This is a genomic window from Bacillota bacterium (assembly GCA_018333655.1).
In the GTDB taxonomy this organism is placed as follows: Bacteria; Bacillota; UBA994; order UBA994; family UBA994; genus BS524.
The window spans coordinates 46,151-71,139 of sequence record JAGXTJ010000010.1 but is presented as its reverse complement, the minus strand read 5'-3'; the positions used below and the strand labels follow the sequence as shown (position 1 = coordinate 71,139).

Annotated in this window: 24 protein-coding genes; 5 read left to right on the top strand and 19 right to left on the bottom strand. The window is 52.9% G+C overall.

Translation table 11 applies throughout. The features are described from left to right. Nucleotides 1–175 precede the first annotated feature (175 nt). The 7 genes from KGZ92_02630 to KGZ92_02600 all read right to left on the bottom strand — a co-directional run bounded on the left by KGZ92_02630 (nt 176) and on the right by KGZ92_02600 (nt 7,116). Complete coding sequence (locus KGZ92_02630; GenBank protein MBS3888183.1) at nt 176–1,072, bottom strand: DUF4349 domain-containing protein; 897 nt, start codon at nt 1,070–1,072, stop codon at nt 176–178. 119 nt (nt 1,073–1,191) lie between these two features. After that, entirely contained in the window at nt 1,192–1,974 is a 783-nt protein-coding gene (locus tag KGZ92_02625) for a transposase (protein MBS3888182.1), read from the bottom strand. A gap of 76 nt (nt 1,975–2,050) precedes the next feature. Then, a complete protein-coding gene (locus tag KGZ92_02620) occupies nt 2,051–2,734 on the bottom strand; it encodes a 5'-methylthioadenosine/adenosylhomocysteine nucleosidase (GenBank protein MBS3888181.1) in 684 nt (227 codons plus the stop codon). A gap of 27 nt (nt 2,735–2,761) precedes the next feature. Continuing rightward, nucleotides 2,762–4,141 carry a tryptophanase gene (locus KGZ92_02615; protein ID MBS3888180.1) on the bottom strand — a complete coding sequence of 460 codons (1,380 nt, stop codon included), beginning with the start codon at nt 4,139–4,141 and terminating at the stop codon, nt 2,762–2,764. 25 nt (nt 4,142–4,166) lie between these two features. After that, complete coding sequence (locus KGZ92_02610) at nt 4,167–5,465, bottom strand: YvcK family protein (GenBank protein MBS3888179.1); 1,299 nt, start codon at nt 5,463–5,465, stop codon at nt 4,167–4,169. Between the two features lie 2 nt (nt 5,466–5,467). Continuing rightward, nucleotides 5,468–6,340, bottom strand: coding sequence for an RNase adapter RapZ (gene rapZ, locus KGZ92_02605; GenBank protein MBS3888178.1), 873 nt, complete (start codon nt 6,338–6,340; stop codon nt 5,468–5,470). An 11-nt stretch (nt 6,341–6,351) separates the two neighbouring features. Beyond that, nucleotides 6,352–7,116, bottom strand: a complete 765-nt coding sequence (locus KGZ92_02600) for a phosphatase (GenBank protein MBS3888177.1) — start codon at nt 7,114–7,116, stop codon at nt 6,352–6,354. Between the two features lie 153 nt (nt 7,117–7,269). On the opposite strand from KGZ92_02600, the gene KGZ92_02595 reads away from it, so the two are divergent. The 5 genes from KGZ92_02595 to KGZ92_02575 all read left to right on the top strand — a co-directional run bounded on the left by KGZ92_02595 (nt 7,270) and on the right by KGZ92_02575 (nt 12,033). After that, a complete protein-coding gene (locus KGZ92_02595; GenBank protein ID MBS3888176.1) occupies nt 7,270–8,220 on the top strand; it encodes a TAXI family TRAP transporter solute-binding subunit in 951 nt (316 codons plus the stop codon). Further along, the gene (locus KGZ92_02590) at nt 8,220–8,738 is read left to right on the top strand and encodes a DUF1850 domain-containing protein (protein ID MBS3888175.1); all 519 of its coding nucleotides are present in this window, start codon (nt 8,220–8,222) and stop codon (nt 8,736–8,738) included. Before KGZ92_02595 ends, KGZ92_02590 begins: the two co-directional genes overlap by 1 nt. Next, complete coding sequence (locus KGZ92_02585; protein ID MBS3888174.1) at nt 8,735–10,732, top strand: TRAP transporter permease; 1,998 nt, start codon at nt 8,735–8,737, stop codon at nt 10,730–10,732. The genes KGZ92_02590 and KGZ92_02585 overlap by 4 nt, the downstream gene beginning before the upstream one ends. Before the next feature lie 129 nt (nt 10,733–10,861). After that, the gene (locus tag KGZ92_02580; GenBank protein ID MBS3888173.1) at nt 10,862–11,668 is read left to right on the top strand and encodes a hypothetical protein; all 807 of its coding nucleotides are present in this window, start codon (nt 10,862–10,864) and stop codon (nt 11,666–11,668) included. Further along, nucleotides 11,665–12,033, top strand: a complete 369-nt coding sequence (locus KGZ92_02575) for a hypothetical protein (GenBank protein ID MBS3888172.1) — start codon at nt 11,665–11,667, stop codon at nt 12,031–12,033. The genes KGZ92_02580 and KGZ92_02575 overlap by 4 nt, the downstream gene beginning before the upstream one ends. 185 nt (nt 12,034–12,218) lie before the next feature. On the opposite strand, the gene KGZ92_02570 is transcribed toward KGZ92_02575, so the two are convergent. From KGZ92_02570 to uvrA, 12 genes are all read right to left on the bottom strand, one after another. Then, on the bottom strand, nt 12,219–12,764 hold the full coding sequence (locus KGZ92_02570; GenBank protein MBS3888171.1) for a hypothetical protein: 546 nt from the start codon (nt 12,762–12,764) through the stop codon (nt 12,219–12,221). A 51-nt stretch (nt 12,765–12,815) separates the two neighbouring features. After that, nucleotides 12,816–14,606 (bottom strand): ABC transporter ATP-binding protein, encoded by a 1,791-nt coding sequence (locus tag KGZ92_02565; GenBank protein ID MBS3888170.1) that lies wholly within the window; start codon nt 14,604–14,606, stop codon nt 12,816–12,818. Between the two features lie 29 nt (nt 14,607–14,635). Further along, nucleotides 14,636–16,390 (bottom strand): ABC transporter ATP-binding protein, encoded by a 1,755-nt coding sequence (locus KGZ92_02560; GenBank protein MBS3888169.1) that lies wholly within the window; start codon nt 16,388–16,390, stop codon nt 14,636–14,638. 137 nt (nt 16,391–16,527) lie between these two features. After that, on the bottom strand, nt 16,528–16,866 hold the full coding sequence (locus tag KGZ92_02555) for a phage holin family protein (protein ID MBS3888168.1): 339 nt from the start codon (nt 16,864–16,866) through the stop codon (nt 16,528–16,530). After that, nucleotides 16,859–17,053 (bottom strand): PspC domain-containing protein, encoded by a 195-nt coding sequence (locus tag KGZ92_02550; protein MBS3888167.1) that lies wholly within the window; start codon nt 17,051–17,053, stop codon nt 16,859–16,861. The genes KGZ92_02555 and KGZ92_02550 overlap by 8 nt, the downstream gene beginning before the upstream one ends. A 45-nt stretch (nt 17,054–17,098) precedes the next feature. Next, nucleotides 17,099–17,452, bottom strand: coding sequence for a hypothetical protein (locus KGZ92_02545; protein ID MBS3888166.1), 354 nt, complete (start codon nt 17,450–17,452; stop codon nt 17,099–17,101). A 141-nt stretch (nt 17,453–17,593) separates the two neighbouring features. Beyond that, on the bottom strand, nt 17,594–17,845 hold the full coding sequence (locus KGZ92_02540; GenBank protein ID MBS3888165.1) for a hypothetical protein: 252 nt from the start codon (nt 17,843–17,845) through the stop codon (nt 17,594–17,596). A gap of 64 nt (nt 17,846–17,909) precedes the next feature. Further along, on the bottom strand, nt 17,910–18,293 hold the full coding sequence (locus KGZ92_02535; protein MBS3888164.1) for a DUF2089 domain-containing protein: 384 nt from the start codon (nt 18,291–18,293) through the stop codon (nt 17,910–17,912). A gap of 100 nt (nt 18,294–18,393) precedes the next feature. After that, a complete protein-coding gene (locus KGZ92_02530) occupies nt 18,394–19,326 on the bottom strand; it encodes an ATP-binding protein (GenBank protein ID MBS3888163.1) in 933 nt (310 codons plus the stop codon). Then, nucleotides 19,316–20,047, bottom strand: a complete 732-nt coding sequence (locus KGZ92_02525) for a DnaD domain protein (GenBank protein ID MBS3888162.1) — start codon at nt 20,045–20,047, stop codon at nt 19,316–19,318. Before KGZ92_02525 ends, KGZ92_02530 begins: the two co-directional genes overlap by 11 nt. Before the next feature lie 96 nt (nt 20,048–20,143). Next, nucleotides 20,144–21,970, bottom strand: a complete 1,827-nt coding sequence (gene uvrC, locus KGZ92_02520; protein ID MBS3888161.1) for an excinuclease ABC subunit UvrC — start codon at nt 21,968–21,970, stop codon at nt 20,144–20,146. Continuing rightward, nucleotides 21,960–24,806, bottom strand: a complete 2,847-nt coding sequence (gene uvrA / locus KGZ92_02515) for an excinuclease ABC subunit UvrA (protein ID MBS3888160.1) — start codon at nt 24,804–24,806, stop codon at nt 21,960–21,962. Before uvrA ends, uvrC begins: the two co-directional genes overlap by 11 nt. Nucleotides 24,807–24,989 lie beyond the last annotated feature (183 nt).

The window sequence follows — 24,989 nt, the reverse complement described above, 5'->3', positions numbered from 1 at the left end:
CATCAAAACGATTGACTTCCACTCTTTTCTTATTAGCCGCTGGCATGAGTTTTCCTGCTTAGTACGCGGCTAATCCCTGCCTAAGGTATGTACTGGTAATAAAAAATATGTGGGCCAGCTTAGTTTACCACTAGGCGGCCCACTATTCTCGGTTTCTACAGGGACAAGTACTATCCTATGAAGCTGCCGGAGGCTTCTTCGTGGGGCTCATGCGGCGGTAAAAAACAAGGCCGATGAGGAGCAAGGGCACGATGATGATGAACAATGGAAGCGCGGCGACCACGAAGACAAGGGCACCCGTTACAATTTCTACCACCACGTTTAGCCCTTGCCTAAAAGCCGCACTAAGGCGTTGTCCTAGACCGGCAAACCCGACGGGCTTAGGTAGAATTGTGCCTCTCTCGGGAGTAAGGGTTAAGCCAATGGTCGCCATATCGACGCTATGTGTTAAGAACTTAAGACGACCCGTAGCCTGCTCTATCTCGATGCGCACGCGCGTAAGGTGGCTCTCGACCTTGAGGTAGTCATCAATGGTGTTGGCGCGGCGGAGAAGCTCTAGCAGTCGAGTTTCTTCGAGTCGCATGACGGTTAAGCGAGCCTCTAGGTCCATGTACTCTTCAGTGACATCCTGACGATTAGAGCCACTGCTTTGTACGGTGCCGAGTGCCGAAATAAGCCTCACCGCCTCATTCGACTTGTCACTTGGAATGCGTAGTGTAAAATTCCAGGCTTGGTTCTCTGTATGATTATTAAAGTTTGAGCTCTGCACATAGCCACCTAGTTCCGTGGTGAGGCTTAAAACTTCGGCTTGCGCAGCATCGAGTTTGGGCACTGTCACTGCCAAAGAGGCATGAGTGACTACTTTGCGGTCCACAATCTCGGCACTGCGCCCGGTTAAGGCAAAATCAGAGGACACCGATTGCTTACCGGCTACGCCTGGCGGTGACGCCTCTTCGCTCCCTCTGCCCATAGACATCTCTGGCAGGGCAGGGTTGCGCAAACTGACTAGGACCCCAGCTGCGAGGGCCAATACGACAAAAAGAGCAACGGGTAAAATAAATTTGCGTCTCATAACACTACCTCCGCATATCTTTTGCCTTATTGACGCCACACCGAGTCTATTTGTTCCCGAAGTGACGCACCAGGGACGGTTCTCGGCGCTTCACTCTGCCCCCTCTACCGCCAAAACCCTCATTGTCGCGAAGCTACTCTGTGTATTCGGCTACTGCTAACGCCTAGCAACTCCGCTACCTGTCTATGACTTAATCGGCTGTTCTCAATCAGATAATGCGTCAAAGTCGCCAACAATTCGGGATTGCGATAGGCCTCCTTAGGATTCTCGATACCATATGACTCACAAAACGCTAAAAGAACACGCTGACCACGCTCTAGGCGCTGCAACTCTAAGTCGACTCTGTCCTCCAAAAACTCATGCTCGTCATGTTGCCGATGAAAAGCGATGAACTTGCTGACATCCCCATTAAAATATTCTGCCAGCACGCTTACCATTAACTCTTTATCTATGATTGTGCTTTCGCTCACGTACTCTTGATAGCTGCTCCACCTGTAGTCCCTAGGGGCATTGACGAGCTTTGCCTTGACGGGATTATTGTGCACATACCTGATGGCCGCCAGCAAGTAGCGAGGCTCATCGATGATCTCGCTCCTAAATCTGTCTTGGAACACATGCCCACAATGCTTCTGTCGTGTGTTGTAACGCAGAGCGAATTTAAGATTGGTGCGGCTCAACGCTCTGCTAAAAGCATCACTTGCGGCATGCAAAACTAGGTGCACGTGATTGTCCATAAGGCAGTAAGCCACAATGGCTAAGGTGTCTTCGCAACAATGCTCCTGCAAAACCTTGAGATAATACGCCTTATCATCGGGCCTACCGAAAATGGGGTGCCGATTATTGCCCCGCATCATCACGTGATAGTATCCCTGTGGATTAACCCTTCTCGCCTGTCTTGGCATATCTACCCACCTCCAAGGCAAGCATAGCATCATGGGCGCTGTGAAGCAAGAAGAACCGTCCCTAGCGCTTCGCGCTTCACTTCGCTCGCATGGCGAGGATTACGGCGCTCATGTTGGCGACGGCTAGGGGTAGGAATTCGTTAAAGGCGGCGGGGGCGTGGCCATCGGCTTGGTCAGAGATGCTGCGCAGTGCCACCCAGGGCACCTGGAAGAGCTCGGCAACTTGTGCCCACGCGGCGGTCTCCATGTCGACGCAGTCGCCGCTAAAAAGTTCCCTCAGGCTAGCCCCTTCTCTGCCGGCCACAAACTTGTCCCCTGTTAGTACGAGGCCCGCACGTACGGCGACGCCTAAATCCGCCTTTTCACCCGCCTCTAGTGCTTCGCGCACTAGGTCCTTGCTGGCCGCAAATAGTTTCTTGCGCAGGACAGGCACCATGCCAACTTCGTAACCGAAGGCCGTGGCATCCATATCATGCTGAATGGCCCCGCTACAAACGACCACATCGCCTAGCCTAAGATCTGCGGCAATGCCACCTGCCACCCCGACGGCTAGCACCTGCTTTATAGCAAAGCGAGACAATAGCCAAGCCAGAGCAGCGGCGGCATTAACTTTGCCGACGCCGCTGACCATGGCTACAATGTCCTGCTCGCGTGTTTGGTAGAGGGTGAAAGGGCTGCTGCTTTCATAGGGCACAAGGTCTAAGGAGGAACGCAGCACCTCTAACTCGGAATGCATGGCGCACACAATGGCAGTAGTCACAGGCACACCTCTTTCTCTTCTCGGCTCTTAGCCAAGACGCTTAAATCTGGCCGTAAAGTGACGAAGGATGGGGGCTTCATAGGTGAACTCTAGCCCCGTAATTTCAGCCCGGCGATCCCACACATTGGCGCAGGCTACCGCAATAACATCCATGTGTCGGTCTGTATAAACTCGCCGCGGGATGGTAAGGCGCAGCATCTCTAGCTTGGGGTAGTCATGATCTCCTGTCTTGGGGTTACGCCCTGAAAGACAAGTGCCTATTTCAACCCCGCGCACGCCGCCTTCAATATATAACTCTACGCCTAGTGCTTGGGCGGGAAACTGCCCTTGCGGTAGATGCGGCAAGAAGCGTTTGGCATCAAGATAGACGGCATGCCCCCCGACCGGCATGATGATGGGTACACCATAGTTGACTAGCAAGTCGCCGAGGTACTTGACCTGCCCCACTCGGTAAGCCAGGTAGTCACCGTCAATAACTTCGCGGAGCCCTCGCGCTAAGGCTTCCATGTCGCGCCCCGCTAAGCCGCCATAGGTGGGGAAGCCCTCAAAGAGTACCGCCAAGCCGCTCGTTTCCTGGTACAGCTTGAGATCGCGCATGGCCAGGAAGCCTCCGATATTTACCAAGGCGTCCTTTTTGGCGCTCATGGTACAACCATCGGCATAGGAGAACATCTCGCGCACGATTTCGGCGATTGTTTTTTCGGCAAACCCAGCCTCGCGCTGTTTAATAAAGAAGGCATTTTCCGCGAAGCGACAGGCATCGATAAAAAAGGGCTTGTTATACTTCTTGGCAATGCTACTTACCCCGCGAATATTGGCCATAGAGACAGGCTGTCCCCCACCGCTGTTACAAGTAACGGTGAGGAGCACCAAGGGCACTTGATCGCCGTGCTCAAGTAAAAAGTCCTCTAGCTTGCCTAAGTCCATATCTCCCTTAAAAGGATACTCCGAGGTGGGGTCAAAAGCCTCGCTCCGCACTAGATCCACTGGCACCCCGCGCTTATGTAGTACATGCGCCTTGGTAGTGTCAAAATGCATATTGTTCGGAACAAAATTGCCTTCGCGCAACATGACATAGAGGAGCAAATTTTCGGCCGCGCGCCCCTGGTGGGTAGGCACCACATGCGGAAAGCCCATCACATCGTCTACAGCTGCGAGTAAATTGTAGTAATTCTTGCTGCCAGCATAGGCTTCGTCGCCTAGCATCATGCCAGCCCACTGGTTGTCGCTCATGGCCGAGGTGCCACTGTCGGTGAGCAAATCGATATAGACATCCGTAGATTTGAGACCAAAGAGGTTAAAACCAGAGGCCTCTATTTTTGCGGCTCTCTCCTCACGGGTGGTCATGCTCACTGGCTCTACTACTTTGATGCGAAAAGGTTCGGCTTGGGGTAATGGTCTTTTCATCTGCATCCTCCTTAAAATACTATATCTATCGCTTACGTCGCTTGGTGATGAGCGAGCGGTCGATTATAACTCGCATAATACGGCGAGCTAGCTTGTGCGGGTCGTGGCGTAGTAACCCTCCTCCATCTAGCAAGTCCTCCGCCATCACCCGTGACCCAAGTTGCTGCAGGCGGGCCCCGCCTGTAGTCACCGGCAAAGAATCTACCTCGCTATACTTAGCAGCTAGCTCTGGCTTAATGGGGGCTGAGTTAAGCAAACAATAGTCAACTACTCTCTTGCCGATAAACTTATGTACGGTTTCTAAGTGGTCAGCGGCAGTTAAACCAGTTGTCTCTCCTGGCTGCGTCATGATGTTTGAGACGTAAATGATGGTGGCAGAGGTGTTCTGCAGCGCCTCACTCACACCTTGCACCAGCAAGTTGGGCACCACTGAGGTGTAGAGGGAGCCAGGACCTAGGATGATGGCATCTGCTTCGTGGATGGCTTGTAGCACTTCGGGCAACGCAGCAACATTTTCGGGCTCGAGCACCATGTTTGCAATGCGTCCCTTGCACTTTCCTACATTGCTCTCACCAACCACCCTAGTACCGTCTTCTAGCACTGCCGCCAAGCGCACGGAAGTGGTGGTGACGGGCAATACTCGACCTTTAACGGCCAGAACTTTGCTAAACTCCTTGATGGCTAGCTGAAAGTCGCCGGTGATGGAGGTCATCGCCGCTATAAGAAGATTGCCAAAGCTATGGCCCTCAAGCTCGCCTGCCGCGAAGCGATACTGGAAGAGCTGCTCTAAGAGTGGCTCCGTATCAGCTAAGGCCAAGACGCAGTTGCGGATATCCCCCGGCGGCAGCATCCCTAGGTCACTGCGCAGCCTCCCCGAGCTCCCGCCATCATCAGTCACGGTGACTACGGCCGTAATATTGCTCGTGTAGCGCTTGAGTCCGCGCAGCAACACAGACAGCCCCGTTCCGCCACCAATAGCAACCAATCGCGGCCCGCTCTGCAAGAGGCGGCGTTCAAACAATACGTCGATCAAACTATGATCGTTTTCTGGCGCTAAAGTATGCAGGATGGTAACTATAATTGACCGTACCGCCACCAAGAGAAAGAGAAGGCCGCTGGCCATGAGGGAGATGCCGCCGTAGAGCGAGGCTGGGGTGCCGAATATGAGTCCTAAAGAAAAAAGGAGTTGTCGTTCCGCAAAGCCAATGAGCTCACGCCCCCACAGGAGCCCTAGCCCGGTCATAAAAAAGAAGACCCCCACCAATGCTAGGACAATCCAGCGCTTAATGCACAGGCCGGGATACAGCCATTTCCACAGCCGCACCCTCACACCCCCTCGCTGATATGTCGGTGCTCGACCACGGTGCGCTGCCGGCCCTGCATCAATTTGTCACGCAAACTCTCCGCCAGAGCGACGGAGCGATGCCTGCCCCCCGTACAACCTAGTGCCACCACCAGTTGCATTTTGCCTTCGACCAGGCAGTAGGGAATAACAAACTCTAGCATCTGATAAATCATGTCGAGATACTTGGGGCTGGCTGCCTCTTTGAGAACATACTCTTTAACGTCCTGGTCAAGACCAGTGAGATTTTTTAGGGAAGTGATATAAAAGGGATTGGGCAAGAAACGGCAGTCAAAAACAAAGTCGGCATCGAGGGGGAGCCCGTGTTTGAAGCCAAAGGATACTACTCTGACCAAGAGAACAGGACTCTGTCCTTGGCGCAAGAAAAGTGACTGTACTTCTTCTTTGAGCTGGGCTGGCGTCAAGTGAGTCGTGTCGATAACCTTGTCGGCACGACCTCTTAGCTCTTGCAGAGCCTGTCTTTCACTTCTGATACCATCGAGAATACTTCCATCGCCACTGAGCGGGTGTCGGCGCCGCGTTTCCTTGAAACGACGAATAAGCGCTTCATCAGATGCTTCCAAAAAAAGCACTTCATGCGGCCATTCATGATGGCGCAGGTAGGCTAAGGCCTCAGTCAAGGCGTTAAAAAACTCCCCACCCCGAATGTCCATAACCAGGGCCGCCTGCTTAATCTTTCCGCCCGACTGCGTACAGAGCTCGACAAACTTAGGCACCAAGGCGGGCGGCAAATTATCCACGCAAAAGTAGTCCGCGTCTTCGAGCACGCGCACCGCTTGTGACTTGCCTGCCCCCGAGAGCCCGGTGATAATGACAAACTTAACATCATGCTTCAAGCCCGTCCCCCCTACTCTGCTGGCGCAGTGAGGAATCTCTTTTTGCCGCGCTTAGCCAAGAACTTGCGCACGCCATCGGCGGTGAAGTTAAGAATCTGCTCAGGCTGTATGCCACAACTTGCGGCTAGTTTGTAGGCATGATTGATTTCCCCCACCTGCCAGGGCGTGTGTGCGTCGCTGCCGAGAACAATGGGCACGCCATATTCTATGGCTAATTTGCCCAATTCTTCGCAGTTGACTTCGCTCCCGCGGCGGAAGGGTGATACTAGCGAGGAGTTATTCATCTCCATGGCCATGCCAGCGTCAGCCAGCGCGGCCACGAAAGCACGATGATGAATGGGGAAACGCGGATTACCAGGGTGGACAATCACATCTGCCCGCCCAGAGCGTATAACTGAGAGGAGGGCTGCGGTGTTCTCATCGCGCGACCCTGGTGCGAAGCAGTCGTCATGCAGGCCTACTGCGACCCAGTCGAGCATGGAGAGAAAGTGATCTTCGAGATCTAGAGTTCCCTGCGCATCAATGATATTGGCTTCAACTCCCCGCAGCACCTCCACTCCTTCAATAACAGGCGGCAGCCACGCTAGAGTGCTGAAGTAATACTTGTGGGGGCCACCCGGCAAGGCCGGCCCATGATCCGTGATGATAATGAGCTCTAAATCCTTACTGCTAGCAGCCTTGGCCATCTCCCAGATTGTGCCGCAAGCATGTCCACTAGCAATAGTATGCATATGAGTATCGGCCTTAAACACGCAATCCCTCCTCGCTAATTCCATACGGCTACATTATACCCCATTCCGCCTTTCTCTGCATTTGCACGAGGTGATATAAATAATATTCTGAAAAATGAATGTTATTTTCGGTAGTATTCTGTAGTTTTCTGTAGGACGCATAGTACAATCACCCCAAATGAACGGAGGAGGTCTCTTATGAAACGCATTTTACTTACTGCCCTAGCCCTAGTGCTCTCGCTTTCAGTGGTGCTCACCGGCTGTCAGCCACAACAGCAGTTCCTCACCATTGCCACAGGAAGCACCGCCGGAGTATACTTCCCACTCGGCGGCGGCTTAGCCAAAATTCTCAATGAGAACATACGCGGCATGGAAGCCACGGTGCGCTCCACCGGCGCCTCGGTAGCCAATGTCAATCTTCTGGCCGAGAAACAAGTTGAACTAGCTTTCATACAAAATGATATTGCTCACTATGGTTTTACAGGCAGCGAAATGTTCACCGACAAGAAGAACGACCAACTGCGCGGCATCGCCACCATCTATCCGGAAGTTATTCAGCTTGTCGTCACTGAGGCGTCCGGCATTAGGTCGGTGGCTGACCTCAAGGGCAAGAGAGTGGCCTTAGGAGCAGCGGGCAGTGGTGTTGAGGCCAACTCACGCCAAATTCTCGAAGCCTTTGGCGTCAAACACGCTGACTTAAATAGAGCCGATTTTCTCTCCTTTGCCGAAGCTAGTACCAATATGCGTGACGGCCATCTCGACGCCGCTTTTGTGACTTCTGGCTTTCCCACTGCGGCTGTGACCGAAATGGCAACTTCTATCAACGTCAGACTAATATCTATCACCGGACCCGAAGTGCAAGCCTTGCAGGCGAAGTACCCTTTCTACCAAGTGCTTAAGATACCTGCGGGCACCTACAGAGGCCAGACCGAGGAGGTCACCACTATTGCCGTTAAGGCCATGCTGGTTGTCCGGGCTGATCTTAGCGAGAGATTAGTTTATGACATAACCAAAGCCCTGTTTGATAATCTCGCTACCTTTGGAGCCGCCCATGTGCGCGGCAAAGACCTCACTCTGGCTACCGCCCGCGAAAATATGCCTATACCGCTTCATCCCGGAGCAGAGAGATTCTACAGGGAAAGACGCTAGTGCCGCGAATGGCCGGGGCGCCGCGTCGCGGTGCCCCTTCCTTTTTGCCCTTACTCGGGCTGATTACTTTCGCAGCGCTATTCGTTGCGACACTGTATCCTTCCGCACGCGTACTAGGTTTAGAAGTTGAAAACAGACTTATCTGGAGTACACCGGCCCATTGTGGCGATGAAATCGTCTTTAGTCACCTCCATTCTGTCGAAAATACTCCGGTAAAAGAGTTTTTCAGCCTTGAGGGCGATGCGTTTCGCCTAGTACGGGCCGAAACGCGAGCGCTCGGAGCAGGACTGCCAGTACCGCCTACGGGTGGCTTTGCCTTGGTTGGCGGTACCTTTGTGCAAGACTTTGACCTTAGGCTCCCCCAACTAGACTTCATGCTCACACCAAGCACCCTGCCCGCTCTATACCTTGCCGGCGAAAGAATAGACCTCTCTACATACCCGGTGGGGACTTCACTTAGTGTAAAAATCGTTAGACGCCCCTTACTTTGGCTTCGATTAAGGAGGATACTACCTTGAGTAGCACTGACAAGCCCACCAGCGTAGTCGCAGCGGAAAATGTGGATGTAGAAGCACTCTTAGAAAAGTTCGACAGCGAGTCTAACTACCGCAAATTGGCCGGCTTTGTCGGCTTGCTCGTAGCCGCGATTGCCATTGCCATGTCGCTATTTCATTACTACACGGCGGGGTTTGGCATCTTGCTGGCGATGCAGCAGCGTGCTGTGCACTTAATTTTTGTTATGGTCTTGGCTTTTCTCTTGTGGCCTGCGTCAAAGAAGCTGAGTCGTTTCCGTCTGCCCTGGTATGATGTGCTCTTGGCTCTAGCTGGACTTGGGGTGGGCGCCTACATTCTGCTGAATTACCATGCTCTACTGCTTCGCGCTGGCATCCCCACACCGCTCGACGTAGCGGTGGGCATCTTGGCTATTGCGCTCGTCCTCGAGATAACCCGCCGCACCATCGGCCCCGAGCTACCTATCGTGGCAGTCGTCTTCTTGGTTTACGCCAACCTAGGGCCCTACTTTCCGAGCCCTCTCGGACATCGCGGCTACAGCATTAGAAGCATTGTCGAGCACATCTTTCTTACGACGGAGGGCATCTACGGCACACCACTCGGCGTTAGCTCCACCTTCGTCTTTCTCTTTATCCTCTATGGAGCCTTCCTAGAAAAAACCGGCGTGGGGCAATTTTTCATTGACCTTGCCTTTGCCGCAACTGGCCATATGCGGGGCGGGCCTGCCAAGACCGCTGTACTGGCCTCTGGCCTTATGGGCTCTATCTCTGGCTCGTCGGTAGCTAATACCGTCACTACAGGGGCTTTTACTATTCCTGCCATGAAGAGAGTAGGCTACAGCCCTGAATTCGCCGGAGCTGTAGAGGCCGCAGCCTCTACGGGCGGGCAGATTATGCCCCCCGTCATGGGCGCAGCCGCCTTTATAATGTCCGAGATGACCGGCATCCCCTACCTGCAGATTGTCAAGGCGGCGACCATACCCGCCATTCTCTACTATCTAGCGGTAGCCACCATGGTTCACTTCGAAGCACTAAAAAAAGGCCTCGTTGGCCTACCAAAAGCTCTGCTGCCAGACCCTCGAGCCACCCTCAAACGGGGATGGCACTTGCTCATACCCCTCATCGCCATCTTGTATTTTCTTATGGCGGGCCGCTCGCCCTTTAGGGCGGCGTTCTACAGCATCAACATTGCCGTCGTCGTGGCTGTGATTGGAGCTTACATCAAGCGCGAGCGCCCTCTCGGCATCCGTGACATCTTAAAAGCACTTGAGAATGGGGCGCGCAGCGCAGTCGGCGTTGCCTCGGCCTGTGCTTGTGCGGGAATCATCGTTGGCGTGGTCACCTTGACGGGGCTCGGGCTCAAGTTCTCCTCCTTGGTCTTATCTGTTGGCGATGGAAACATGCTCTTGACTCTGTTCATGACCATGATTGCCTCACTGATCCTAGGGATGGGGCTACCGACCACCGCGAAGTACATTGTTCTAGCCACGATGGCGGCCCCAGCACTGGTAGCACTCGGAGTTCCTTTAATTGCCGCCCATCTCTTTATCCTCTACTTCGGCGTCGTCGCCGACATCACTCCCCCCGTGGCTTTAGCAGCCTATGCCGGGGCTGGCATAGCGGGTGGCAACGCCATGAAAACGGGCGTCTTGGCCCTAAAGTTAGCCCTGGCAGGCTTCTTGATTCCCTACATGTTCACCCTCTCGCCGGCGCTACTACTCATTGATGTCACGTGGATAGAGGCCGTACACAATATCGTCACCGCCTGCATCGGCATAGTGGCCCTAGCAGGAGGCGTACAGAATTTCTTTCTGACAGACACCCGTCTAACAGAGCGCGCCTTGCTTTTCATTTCGGCCTTTGCCCTGATTGACCCAGGCCTCCTGACTGACTTTATCGGCATTACTTCACTTGCTCTCGTCTACTTTCTACAGAAGGCGCGCCTACAGAAGTCATGTCTAGAGAACTCTGGTCTAACTCCGCCGCAAAACGCGAACTAGTTCCCAATCCAATCGAGAAGGATACCTACCCCGAGCAACTCCGTCCTGCAAAAAACAGTGTATATGTACAGTTGACATGCAAAACAGTGGCACATACAATTTGATCCCTAGATAAAAGGAGGTAGTTACATGTATTGGCAGAGAATTTTGGCCGGATTACTAGCGCTGTCGTGTCTCTTTGCGCCTCTAGGGTTCGCTGAGGCAAATACTCATCGCTCCAGAATTTGGGCTGCGCATCCAGCAAACGTAGACTTGTTGTACGATTATGTCGAGATGATTGCAAACACTGAGCCTATTACCACACGAGTGCTTTCCAGCGAAACATTCACAGTACCTATTACACTGGATGGCCTGCTGGAAAAAAATGACACGCATGCTCCCCTAAGTGGCAGGCTAATATATGGCATGAGAATACTTGAGACTACAATTCCTGGTTCGGCAATATACTGGGGTCGCTGGAATGGTGAATACCAGTTAATCAAAAACAGTGCCATCTGGGTCGCACAACTGGCCATACAAACTACTGTTCACAACTACCTTTTTAGTGTTTTTATGGGCTTTAGTCCTCAACCGACATCTACAGTAGGAATTGAAATAGGCTACTCACATAATACTTACCTTAAGACCGTGCAAATTCAGTCATCCTTGGGTGGCAACTGGGAAACATACTATACCGCCTATAGATATGATTATTTTAGGTACGACAGGGCCACTGTGGCGAATCCTCAAGGTATTAACCCTCCCTTATTGCAGTATGTTGATAACCCGACTACCATTCCCGACCGCATAGCTCCATCCCCAAACTTCTACAATGACGGGGAGTTATCTCATCGGGCTTTCCTACTTCATCAGAACTACTGTCCGGCAGGATGGGAGACCGAAAACCAAACCTACTATCCACTAACTTACAGCCGCTACGGCATACAAGCTACATGATTAGGGACTACACAGTATCACTGTCGCCCGAACAGGCAGCGTCAGCAATCATAGAGACCATCACTCAAGAAAAAGCACTCTTCCGAATTGGCAAGGATCCAGGTATTCTCTTGGACAATTATCGAATTAATAGCTCGTCAGGCACGATTATCTCCCTGATACTCACCAAGTACTACATTCGAGTAGGCAGCTTCATAACATTAGCTATAACTATCAGCAACTTGCTCGGTGTTACTACAATCCATGTGTCTACTGGAGGACATAAACGATGGTCCAAAGAAGGAGAAGACTTTGGCGCTGGCTCAGATTTTATGGACATGGTTGAGAAGGCCCTAGCAGATTACATCGTACAAAGGGAGACCTGATTTGAAGTTGCCCAGTTAACTTATGCTGATCGAATCCCAAACTCTACAGTATAGATCGAGCAGGAGGGGGTGACTAACCCCCTCCCTTTCACACCACCGTGCGTACAGTTCGGTATGCGGAGGTTGACAAAACACCCCCCGCGCACCAAAAAAGGCTGACCACGAATATGTGGCCAGCCTTTTTATTACTTCCCTCCGACTCTTACTCTGATGGACCCAGACCGGACAGAAATGGCCCGAACTCGCTGCACAGCTCCACGCTTTTCGACCACAATTCTCCCCAACCTTGGCTCCACGTGTATGTACTCGCCTAAGCCTGCCGCACGCATGGTGGTCAGCAAGGCCGAGACACTAAGCGGCAGTCTCCCTAGGCGTAAGCGCTTAATGTCGAGAACTACGTTTTCTCCAGCGACCGAGGCTGCAAAAGTCACTTCGGGGCTAACTGAAAGGTTAAGGACCCGTAAATCAGTCACCACAGTGACGGTCGAACCCCGAATACGCACGCTGCGCGCCGCAGCGGTGACATGCTTGGTATCCGCAAAGAGCTCGTCCATACCTTCGTTCAACAAGGTCAGCGCTTCGTTCTCGCTAAAGACAAACTCCCCGCTGCTAGCTCGCTGCAGAGCAGCGACGAACTGGTCGTACCTTTGCTCCTCACTACTAAGGGCCGAAACTCCCGAGGACAAAATAGTGAACAATAGGGTCACAGCAGTTATTTTCTGCCACACCATGCAACACCTCCTGCTCATAGTATCGGCAAGTAGGCGCAGGGTAAACTTGTATCATTTTCCATATTGGCGTTCATAGAGGCGCCTGTAGAGCCCATCGACAAGTTGCATAAGTTCGTGATGATTACCCTGCTCCACGATGCGCCCCTGGTCAATAACGACAATGGTATCGGCATGGCGAATGGTAGAGAGGCGATGCGCGATCACTACCGCTGTGCGTCCCGCTAAAAGCTTCTCTAGCGCTCGCTGGATGAGGACTTCTGTGTAAGCATCAACCGAGGAGGTGGCTTCGTCGAGAATCAAAATGCTAGGGCGACACAGTAAGGCCCGGGCAAAGGACAGTAGCTGCCTCTGGCCCTGCGACAACCTAGCACCACGTTCGCCGACCTCCGTGTCGTAGCCATCAGGCAGACGCATGATGAATTCATGGGCGTTGACATCCTCTGCGGCAGCAATTATGTCGTCCTGGCTGGCATCTGGGCGCCCATAGGCGATGTTATTCCGCACGGAGCCATTAAAAATGAAACTGTCTTGCAGCACCATGCTCACCTGTTCATGCAGTGAACGCTGTGTCACAGTTGTTAAGTCATGGCCATCGATAGAGATGACGCCGCTAGTGGGATCATAGAACCTCGCCAACAGATTAATGATAGAACTCTTTCCTGCACCTGTGGGGCCAACTAAGGCCACTGTTCTGCCAGGGGGTATCTCGAGAGTTACATTGTGCAAGATAGGTAGTTCGGCCTCGTAGCCGAAGGTGACGTTGTCAAACTTGATATGTCCCTGAATGGGGGGTAAATCTAGGGCCGCGGGGGCGTCTTTTACCGAGGGCTCGGCATCTAGCAGCTCGAAAATACGATCGATAGAAACAGTCGCCGCCTGCCATATATTGTAGACTTGGCTGAGATCGCGTATGGGCATAAAGAAGCGGCCCACATAGCGCAGAAAGGCGAATACTACGCCTAAGGTGATCTCCCCTCTTTGCAGAAGGGCTCCGCCATACCAGATGACGATACTCACGCCCACGGTGGCCAAAATCTCGATCACAGGCCCAAAAGCCGAGTTGAGTTGGGCGGCCTGCATGTTGGCCTGCATATTGTCCATATTGTTGGCGTCAAAACGCCGTGCATTGCGGTCTTCGCGCACAAAAGACTGTGTGACACGCACGCCGGAGATACTTTCGGCCAAATTGACATTCACGGTGGCCGCCTTGCGCCGCACCTCATGATAGGCACGTTGCATGCGCCCGCGAAAGCGAGTCGCCACGAAGATCATCAGAGGAAGGGTAGCAAAAGTTAGCAGCGCGAGGCGCAAGTTAAGAGTGCTCATGATAAAGACAATGCCCGCAAGCATCAGGGCATCGTTAACGACATTGAGGATGCCCGAGGAAATAAGCTCGCTCAAGGCGTTAACATCATTGGTGAGACGCGTCATGATGCGTCCGGTTTCTGTTTTATCGAAGAAACTAAACGATAACTTCTGTAAATGCACAAACATTTTCTGACGCAGAGTGTAGATGACATTCTGCCCTGTTATGGAGACGAGCAAGGTCTGAGCAAAACTACACAGCCAGGTAACCACATTAATAGCGAGGTAGAGCAGAGCTAGGCCTGTGATACCCCTGAGCCGCTCGGCCTCGGACAGGCCCTCCCCATTCAAGATAAATCTATCGATGGCGACGGCCTCGAGATAGGGTGTAAGTAAGCCCGCCAGGGTGACTACCACCATAAAGAATAGGGCTGCCAAGAGATGCCCGAAGTAGGGTCGTACATAGGGAATAATACGAGCGATGACTCTAGTTTCCACTTTGATCTCGATGGAGGTGGCGTCAAACCGCCCTTCCATGGGACCATGCCCCCCAGGCTGTCCTCCCCTCATTTATTTTCCCCCTCCCTAGAGCTGATGCCTAGTTCCTCCTGCGGCCTAAACTGCAAGTCATAGATTTCTCGGTAGACACCTTCCTCGCGGAGCAGGGAGTCGTGCGTGCCCTTTTGCTGCACTTTGCCATCTTTAAGGACAATAATCTGTTGGGCTTCTTTTACGGTTGACAGCCTTTGTGCCACCACAAAGGTCGTACGATTTTGCATTAACTCGTGCAAGGCCTGTTGAATAAGGAACTCTGTCTCGGTGTCTACGCTCGAGGTGGCTTCATCGAGAATCAGGATACGAGGATTCATAAGCAGGGCGCGAGCAATGGCGACTCTTTGTTTCTGCCCACCGGATAAACCTATGCCGCGCTCTCCGAGCAGAGTATCATAGCCTTCTGGCAGACTAACAATAAAATCGTGAATGCGCGCCGCCTGCGCCGCAGCGATAATTTCGGCCTCCTGCGCGCCCGCCTTGCCATAAGCAATGTTCTCCTTAATTGTGGCCGAAAACAAAAACGTCTCCTGCAACACAATGCCGATATTGGCCCGCAGACTCTTCAGTGTAACGTCGCGTATGTCGATACCATCTATAGTTATTCTGCCTGCCGTAATGTCGTAAAACCTAGGTATTAAGTTGATGACGGAGCTCTTGCCAGAGCCAGTACTGCCCAGCAAGGCCACTGTCTGCCCTGCGGGGGCGTCGATGTTCAGTCCATCCAGTACTTCTGTTTTGCCGTCATAGCTAAAACTGACATTCTCAAAGCGCACATGCCCCTTGGTGCACGCGAGCTCTAGGGCTTGCGGCTTCTCGCGTACATCTGGGGCGGTGTCAAGTATTTCATAAACCCTCTGCCCTGCGGCTACTGCCTGCGTCGCCATGTTCACTAACCAGCCAATCATGCGTATAGGCATGATTAATTGCATCAGCAAGGTCTGAAAGGCCACCATCTGTCCGATAGTTAAGTCGCCACGCACGACAAGAATGCCACCGTACCACAAGATGAGCGTGCTGCCTAAGCCCCCCAACAGGGACATCAGGGGGAAATAAAAAGCCCAGAGGCGCACGGTGCTAATATTTAAGTCCAGATACTGCCAATTTTTGCGGCGAAAGCGCTCTATTTCCCTCTCTTCTTGCGCATAAGCACGCACCACACGTACGCCCGCAATGACTTCTTGCAGGACACTAGTGATTTCACCTAGGTATTGCTGAATGACCAGGTAGCGCGGCCTGACCTTAGTAGCAAACTGCCAGACGATCAAGATCAAGAGGGGCATGGTGAGCATGGCCACTAGCGTCAAACGCCAATGCATGGAAAAAAGCAGGGCAAAGACCACGACAAAGGTCAGACTGCTACCCACAAGACGTAGCACGCCAAAACTTAAAAAGCGCCGCAGTGTCTCCACGTCAGCCGTGGCACGCGACATGAGCTGCCCTGTCTCGGCTTTGTCATAAAAACTAAAGGACATGGACTGCAAGTGCCGGTAGACTTCGTTACGCAAATCGTAAATGGTACGCTGCGCAACCCACTCCATTGAAATGCGCTCGAGGTAGTTAATACCTGCGCGAAGTACCGTAGCTAGGAGGATCGCGAGCGAAAAGGGAACCAAGAGCCCCCATTCCCCACCCCTAAAGGCGCGGTCAATGGCTTGCTGAATAAGCATGGGTTGCGCTGCGACCAGGGCTGTGCCAATAAACATCATCAGTACTGACCAAGCAATGCGCCCATAGTAGGGTTTAACCTGCTTGAAGAGGCGTCCCATTGTTCCCACTTGCTACTCCCCCTCTGCTACGCCCCGAAGACACAATTAGTATATCGCAAAATTACGACTAGCTAAATACAAGCAGAAAAAAAGTTGGCCAAGGGCCAACTGCATTTTAAGAACAAGGCAAAATTTCTTTAAAAACTGTCGAGCACCGCACTAATGATGCTGAGCAATATCGCACCCCACACTGCTGTCCAGAAGGTGGCGATGTAAAACCCCGGAACAATGGAGGCCGCAAGAGAGAGCATGGCACCATTGATCACTAGAGTTAGTAGACCTAGAGTTAATACATTGAAGGGCAACGAGAGCAAGATTAGAATCGGCCGTACGGTAGCATTGATAAGGCCTAAGACGAGTGCGGCCACGAGAAGGGCCGGTACATTTTCAACGCGCATACCCGCCACTAAAAACTCTGTCACTATCCACAGTCCGAGAGCATTGAGGGCGACTTTCCAAAGAAAGGGTTTACGCACTGCTCGACCGCTCTGGGATGATCACCCACGCCGCCAAGTAGAAGAGAAATCCCGCTCCTCCAAAGAGAACGAAGAGAAGCATCAATAGCCGGATAATGGTCGGATCAGCATTTACATACTCTGCCAGTCCTCCACATATGCCTCCTATCATGCGGTTCGAGAGCGAACGATACAGGCGCCTTTCCATAGTAGTTCCCCCTTCCCTAACTTGCTTTCATTATAGCATTTTTTCCTACTCCACTGTAATCTCCACCGTGGCTTCCTTACTTTGGACTTCTAGTATCTTGCCATTGGCACCCTGTTTAATGGCCTGCATCAGGGCGGGGACGTCGATGCCGTCTAGCTGTTCTGGAGAGGCAAATTTTAGCCCCATGTTTACGGCTACATCGACTAGGGCCATGGGCAAGTTGATATTCACTATTTTCTTGTCGGCCTCTTGCACGCGAACACGCAGCCATTTGGCGTTTGTACTGGGCAGTGCTGATGCACCCTTTTGTTCGAGGGCCTGTAATAGTTTCTCGGCCTCTTCTGCCCTAATTTTACCCTCTTGCACCATTTTCAGAATCTGCAACTTTTCGCTTTCCATTGCCTACTTCCTCCTTCACAATATTAAGAGCCTTAATAGTGCTATTGAGCAAATTATAATCGGCGCGCGCAACTATGTCAAGCACAATGTTAATAAAATCAATATGAGTATTGATAAAATCAATATTAAGGAGGTCAGTTGCTAAATAAATTTAATTGTCACTTGCACGCCTGAATGCTGCGCGGTTTCAAGCAGTGTGAAGGAACCAGACCTGCGCACTTTGCGCCACGCCTCGCGCACCTTAGGCAAGCCACCGCGGAGAAAGGACTGTGAAGACCAGAACAACCGGCCTAGGGGCAAGTGCCGCCCAAACTTAAGTCCGAGCAGCCACAGCATGGCCTCCCCTGCTTCGAGCACGTCGTCGACCAAGAATATGGGCAGGGGAAAAACCAAGGGCCAGCGCCATCCTGCTGGGCGGATAATGCATAATAAGAAAAAATTAGGTAGTCGCATGGCGCTAGGTAAGCGCACGCAGAAGCTTCACTGCCTCATCGGCCGTGACTTCCCCACGGGAGAGCGCGTCAAGAACTTCTTTGCGCCGCGAAGGAAGATCCACGGGCATCGTAGCCTCATCGACGCGAAACCCTAAGGCATCGAGTACATTGTCGAGGCGGCTACGCACTGTGGGGTAAGAAATGCCAAGCTCTCTCTCTACTTCTTTAATATTTCCGCGGCTCTTGACAAAGACCTCGAGAAAAGTCTTTTGTTCGCTGGTTAGGGCGCAAAAACGACAGGGCTCAAAATCTCCCGTCAGGCTTGTAGAGCACCGATGGCAGTCAAGCTTGGCAACATGGAATTTTTCACCGCAGACCGGACACAGGCCGGGGGCTTGCTTACGCACAAGAGTGGCCTCCTTTGCATGATTTATAGTTCTTATTGTAATATAAATAAGGAGAAAGGTCAAAATTAAAAGGCTAATATTAATATATTTAAGCGGCAGGTTATCCCTGCCGCTTCTTCTGTATTCGTATATCCTCACCGTAGAGCGCTACGACCTCACACATTTCCCACAAACGAGAGGCAATTCGTTCCCCATATAGGCGCCCAATCTCCGACACCTTTAGATTTGACGACACCACCAAAGGTTTTTGATGATTGCAGCGATAGTTGACGATGTCAAATAGTCTGTTGGTGACAAACTCGGTTACTTGTTCAGCTCCTAAGTCATCGAGAAGCAGCACGTCGGCCTCACGCGCCGCTGTCATAATACGCGACTCGGTGGTACCGCTACTTTCGGCATTAAAGGTGTCTTTGATGGCCGCAATGAGATCACAAAAGACAACATACAGGGTCGGCACTCGGGCCGCTAGTAAACTATTACAGATAGAGCTGAGCAAGAAGGTCTTACCCAGTCCAGGTTCGCCCGAGATAAATAGGCCGCTGCGCTCCTGCCCCTCCATAACCGAAGCCACAAACTTCTGGCAAGTGTTAAGGGCATAACTGGCGCAATGCCTCTCGGAGATACCAAGGGGGGTCATCATGCTGCCAGAGTACCAACTCAAGTCAAAACGCGCGAAAGTCTGTGTGCGTAGCTTAGGGGGCAAACCTGAATTACCGAGTAGGTGCGCGAGCTCGGCCTGCTGGCGGCAGTGACAGGGCTTGCCCCCCACATAGCTTTCATCTTGACAATCTGCGCACGACCAACGGGGTTCGGCATAATCGAGTGGCAGGCCGTGCTCCCTAAGGTATTGAGAACGCTTGTCCCGGGCGCTGGCGACTGCTTGATCATCGCCTTGTCCCGCAGCAAAGAGGCGCAGAGCGAGGGAAACCTCGTCTTCGAGGGCGGCCAGATGAGGGTGAGCCTGCAAAACATTGGTGCGGCGCTCTGCTGCTTCCCAAAGATTGGTTAGTGCGGCCCTCTCCTTAGTTGCCATGTCTTACCTCGTCACCAGCCGACTTTCTGATGCGGCGCAAAATGATCTCGGCTTCGTCATACTTAGATTTGCTTGGCGCCAGAGCAGTGGGCGTGGGAGCGGGGTCGCTACCCCTACTGCCAGTACGGGCGTTGCGCTTGGCCTTTTTTTCTTGGAAGCCAAGGCGGTCAGCCTCGGCTTGGGCCGCAGACGTAATGCCCTTAGCCTTCCAGTTGAGGAGTACCTGCCTGATGTAGGGCAGGCTCAAAGCCCCTGCCTCAACGGCGACAGCAGCAGCTAAGCGCACCAAAGTCTCGTCGTAGACCCTGCACAAATCGCCCAAGAGCTCAATTTCAGTCATACTCAGGGGGCGCCCGAAACGTGCTTCGACTTCTACCATCAGCATCTTGCTCTCACTAGTTGGCGACGCACCTACACTCGGGCGGGGCTCGCACAACACATAGCTGTTTTTCTCGAGGAGTATGAGACCACTTTCTTGCAGCTTGGCCCAGGCGGCATGACTCTCATCCCTAGACATACCGAGCGGCAAACAAACTGCCTGTTCCCACTCGGCGGAGTAGGGCTCGGGCACTTCGTGATCCGCCAAGTATTTGAGGAAGCAGTAAAGCAAAGCCCCCGAGCCGCCAATGTGCCCCAGGCTTTCTGTCCATAGCTCATGAAAAATGATGGAGAACTCGCGACGGTCATCGCGTTTCTCCAGTTTAATGCGTTTCTTCGCCACTATAATTCCTCCATCTGCAAGAGAAAACACGTATGACTTTTTTCGACATGTCTACCCCTAATCCTGCCCTCTGTTCACGATAAAACGCAAAACTTACTAGTCTGGTGAGTGTAAAAATTCCCAAAGGCGGAGAGCTAAGGCCCGACTAAGGCCCTCTACAGCGGCCAGCTCATCCACCGAGGCTCGCAGGACGGCGGCGAAATTGCCGAAGTGCTTAAGTAGCGCGACGCGCCTACGGGACCCGATGCCTGGGCACTCTTCTAGCCGTGAGGCCAGCTGGGCATCGCGGCGTAATTGTTGGTGGTAGGCTAGGGCAAAACGATGCGCCTCGTCTCTAACCCTCTGCAGAAGGTACCGCCCCTGCGTGTGGGGAGCAAGGATGATCGGTCGCTCACGGTCGGGGGCAAATACTTCTTCTTCCGCTTTGGCAAGAGCAACTATGGGAATGTCGGGGTATTCTTCCTGCCTGAGCGCGTCTAGGGCGGCGTTCAGTTGCCCCCGGCCCCCGTCGATAATCATAAGGTCAGGCAAAGGCGCGAATTTGCTCTGGCCCTGGCGAAAGGCTGTAAGTCGCCGTGTCAAGACCTCGTGCAGAGAGGCGTAGTCGTTTTGCCCCACCACCCACTTGATCCTAAAGCGACGATATTGCGAGCGCGCCGGCCGGCCTTCGTGAAACACCACCATGGAACCAACAGCCTGCGTCCCTTGAATATGTGAGATGTCGTAGCATTCTATCCGCTGTGGGAGGGCTGGCAAGGCCAAGAGATGTGCCAATTCGGACAAGCCTTTCTTGGCTAGCTCTGCTTGCCCAGGCCCTCGAGCCCATCTCTCGGCGAGATTCTGCGCCGCGTTACGCTCTGCTAGCTCGACCATGGCCTTGTTGGCTCCACGTTTAGGCACTGCTAAGAGCACTTTAGCGCCCTTCTGCCTGCTAAGCACTTCTTCTAACATCTCTTGCTCGGCTGGCGCGGTGGCGAGGATAATTTCTTTGGGAACGACAGGAGAGGCCGCATAATACTGTGCGAGAAAGGCAGCCAGTACCTCTGCCCTGCTCTGCTCGAGACTGCCCGCTAAAAAGACGGTCTCCCGCCCAATAACCTTGCCTTCCCTCATATGAAAAATGGTCGCACAGGCTTCCTCTAAGCTAGCAACTAAGCCCACTATGTCGCGTTCGACATGCTTAGCCGCATCAAACTTTTGCTTCTCGGCCAGACTTTCGATGGCCTGCACTTGGTCGCGCAGAGTTGCAGCACGTTCAAAGTTAAGCTCTGCGGCGGCTTGTTCCATTTGCTTCGTTAAACTCTCCACTAGGGGCTTGTGCCTACCTTCGAGGAGCATCTCCACTTCCTTCACTAAGTTGCGGTACTCTGCCTCGCTAACCTCGCCTGTGCAGACGCCCAGGCATTGTTTAAGGTGGTAGTTAAGGCATACTTTACCGCTCACATGTCCATATGCTACGTCGCGGTCGCAAGTCATAAGGGGGATGATACGCTTCAAGAGCTTAAACATGTCTCTGACCACGCTAACTTGCGGGTAGGGGCCGAAGTAACGCGCCTTGTCATTAACCACACGGCGCACAATCGACAGGCGAGGGTAGGGGTCCTGCACTGACAGCCTAAAGTAAGGGTAGTGCTTGTCGTCTTTAATGCGAATGTTGTAATGGGGGCGCATCTCTTTGATAAGATTGCTCTCTAAGACCAAGGCTTCGCGCTCAGTATCGGTGATGATGTACTCAAAGTCCACTGTCTTTTCGAGCATGGCCGCTACTTTCGGCTCATAACTGGCGCCAGCCTGAAAGTAGCTACGTAGCCTATGTTTAAGCACCCTAGCTTTGCCGACGTAGAGCACCCTGCCGTCGTTATCCTTCATCAGGTAGACCCCAGGGAGGGCAGGCACGAGCTTTAGCTTGTCCTCATGGGGCAAAGCTTGTACCTCCCGCCCGGAGGGGCGGCAGTACCCGTGCCAAGAAATGGCCGGTGTGGCTCGTGCTCACTCGGCTGACTTCCTCGGGAGTCCCCGAGGCCACGACGAGGCCTCCGCCTAGGCCACCCTCCGGCCCAAGGTCAATGAGGTAGTCGGCTGTTTTTATAACTTCTAAGTTGTGCTCGATCACCAAGACGGTGTCCCCAGCCTCCACCAAGCGATTGAGAACGCCTAGCAGGCGGTGAATGTCTGCGATATGGAGACCTGTAGTAGGTTCATCCAAAATGTAGAGGGTCTTGCCGTTGCTCCGTCGCGCTAGCTCCGTCGCCAGCTTAACCCTTTGCGCTTCACCCCCAGAAAGCGTCGTGGCAGGCTGCCCGAGCTTAATGTAGCCTAGACCTACGTCATACAAGGTCTGTACTTTGCGCTCTAAACGCGGCATATTGCCAAAAAACTCGAGAGCTTGCTCGATGGTCATATCGAGCACTTCGGCTATATTCTTGCCCTTGAACTTAACCTCCAGAGTCTCGCGGCTGTAACGCTTGCCCTTGCACACTTCACAGGGAACATAGACATCAGGGAGAAAGTGCATTTCAATCTTAATTATGCCGTCACCTTTGCAGGACTCACAGCGCCCACCCTTGACATTAAAGCTAAAGCGCCCAGCCTTGTAACCGCGCATTTTGGCCTCATTGGTTTGGGCAAAAAGCTGACGAACGAGTTCAAAGGTGCCCGTGTAAGTGGCGGGGTTCGAACGCGGCGTACGCCCAATAGGTGATTGGTCGATTTCGATTATTTTATCGATATGGTTAAGCCCCACCACATCGCGATGTGCTCCTGGCCTAGCCTTGCTGCCAGACAACTCTTGCGCCAATCGCTTGTAGAGAATCTCGTTAACGAGAGTGCTCTTGCCAGAGCCCGAGACACCCGTGACACAGACAAAGAGCCCTAAGGGAAAACGCACATCGATATGGCGCAAATTGTTTTCTGCCGCGCCATAAACTTCTAGCCACTTGCCGTTCGGCTGTCTGCGCTGCGCAGGAACTTCTACTACTTTGCGACCACTGAGGTACTCGCCTGTTAGCGATGCGGGGTGCTGGCAAATGTCAGACAAAGTACCCGTAGCGACAACTTCGCCCCCGTGTAGCCCCGCTCCCGGACCCATGTCGATAATGTGATCGGCCAGGCGCATGGTGTCTTCGTCATGCTCCACCACGATGACGGTATTGCCCAAATCGCGCAGATGCTGCAGAGTCTTGATAAGACGCTCATTATCGCGTTGATGCAGGCCAATACTTGGCTCGTCAAGAATGTAAACCACGCCCATCAGGCTCGAACCAATTTGTGTTGCCAGGCGAATGCGCTGTGCCTCGCCGCCGGAGAGTGTGCCCGCCTTGCGAGACATAGCAATGTAGTAAAGCCCCACGTTCACCAGAAAACCCAGGCGGTCCGTTATTTCTTTAAGAATTTGCCGCGCGATATGCGTCTCCTTCTCATCTAGCACGAGCGCTTGAAAGAAAGCCAGGCTCATCTCTACGGTGAGGGAGGTTACCTCGGCAATATTTTTGCCCCCCACTCTAACCGCTAGTGCCTCGGGCTTAAGCCGCAACCCATTACAAGCCGGGCAAACACGCGAACTCATGTAATTCTCCAGCTCTTCGCGAATATAGTCCGAGGTAGTTTCGCGGTAGTTGCGGTCAATCATGGCGACGACGCCCTTGTAGTAGGTGCTGTACTGGCGACTGTGCCCATCCTGCTCAAAATCTAAGGTAATTTTGCGCTCTTTGCTGCCATAAAGCAGCACCTCCCGTTGCTCCTTGCTGAGCTCGTCGAGCGGAGCGTCTACTTTGATGCCAAAGTTCTCTTCTAAGGCGGTGTAGAGGCGCGCGTAATAAGTGCTACTGCTATTCGCCCACGGCGAAACAGCCCCGTCGCTCAAGGATTTGCGCAAGTCCGGCACGACGAGACCCGGGTCTACCTCTAAGTTTGAGCCTAGGCCACTACAGGCAGTACACGCCCCAAAAGGAGAGTTAAAAGAGAACAGCCGCGGCTCAATTTCACCAAAACTAAAACCACACTCAGTGCAAGCTAAGCTCAGGCTGTAGAGAGTCTCTGGCCCCGTCATGTCGTGCACAATGACTAAGCCATGGGCCAAGCGAATGGCCGTCTCCAGCGAGTCCGCTAGGCGCGAGGCGATATCACCGCGCAGAACGATGCGATCTACCACTACCTCAATAACATGGTTGCGGTTTTTAGCTAACTCAATGGTGTCCGCCAGCTCTTTAATCTCGCCGTCGATGCGCGCCCTTACGTAGCCTGCGCGGCGTAGCTCATCGAGCAACTTGGCGTGTTCCCCTTTTTTGCCCCGCACCACGGGGGCTAGAATCATCAGTCGTGTGCCTTCAGGCAATTTGGTGACTTGGTCTACGATTTGGTCGACAGTTTGCGGGGCGATGGGAATATGGCAGTGCGGGCAAAATGGCTTGCCCACCCGCGCAAAGAGCAAGCGCAAGTAGTCGTAGACCTCTGTCACCGTGCCTACGGTGGAGCGAGGATTACGACTAGTAGTTTTTTGGTCGATTGAGATCGCCGGCGACAAGCCTTCGATGCTATCTACATCTGGCTTGTCCATCTGCCCGAGAAACTGTCGTGCGTAGGCCGAGAGCGACTCTACATAGCGCCGCTGTCCTTCGGCATAGATGGTGTCGAAAGCGAGCGACGATTTACCAGAACCACTGAGCCCGGTAATGACAACTAGCTGTTCGCGGGGGATATCGACACTAATATTCTTAAGATTATGCTGCCTTGCACCACGAACTGAGATAAATCTTTGCACCGAGCCAACTCCTCGACTGAACGCTGCTGATGTGATTATACCATACTTCGATTCGCTACAAACATATATTCGCCCCAAGAAACACGGCTACCCCAACTAGGCGGCCAAATGATGAGAGTTGCCCGCGTACGGGGCAACTCTTTACTTTATTTAAGCGGAGTTACTGAGTACCTACCATTTATT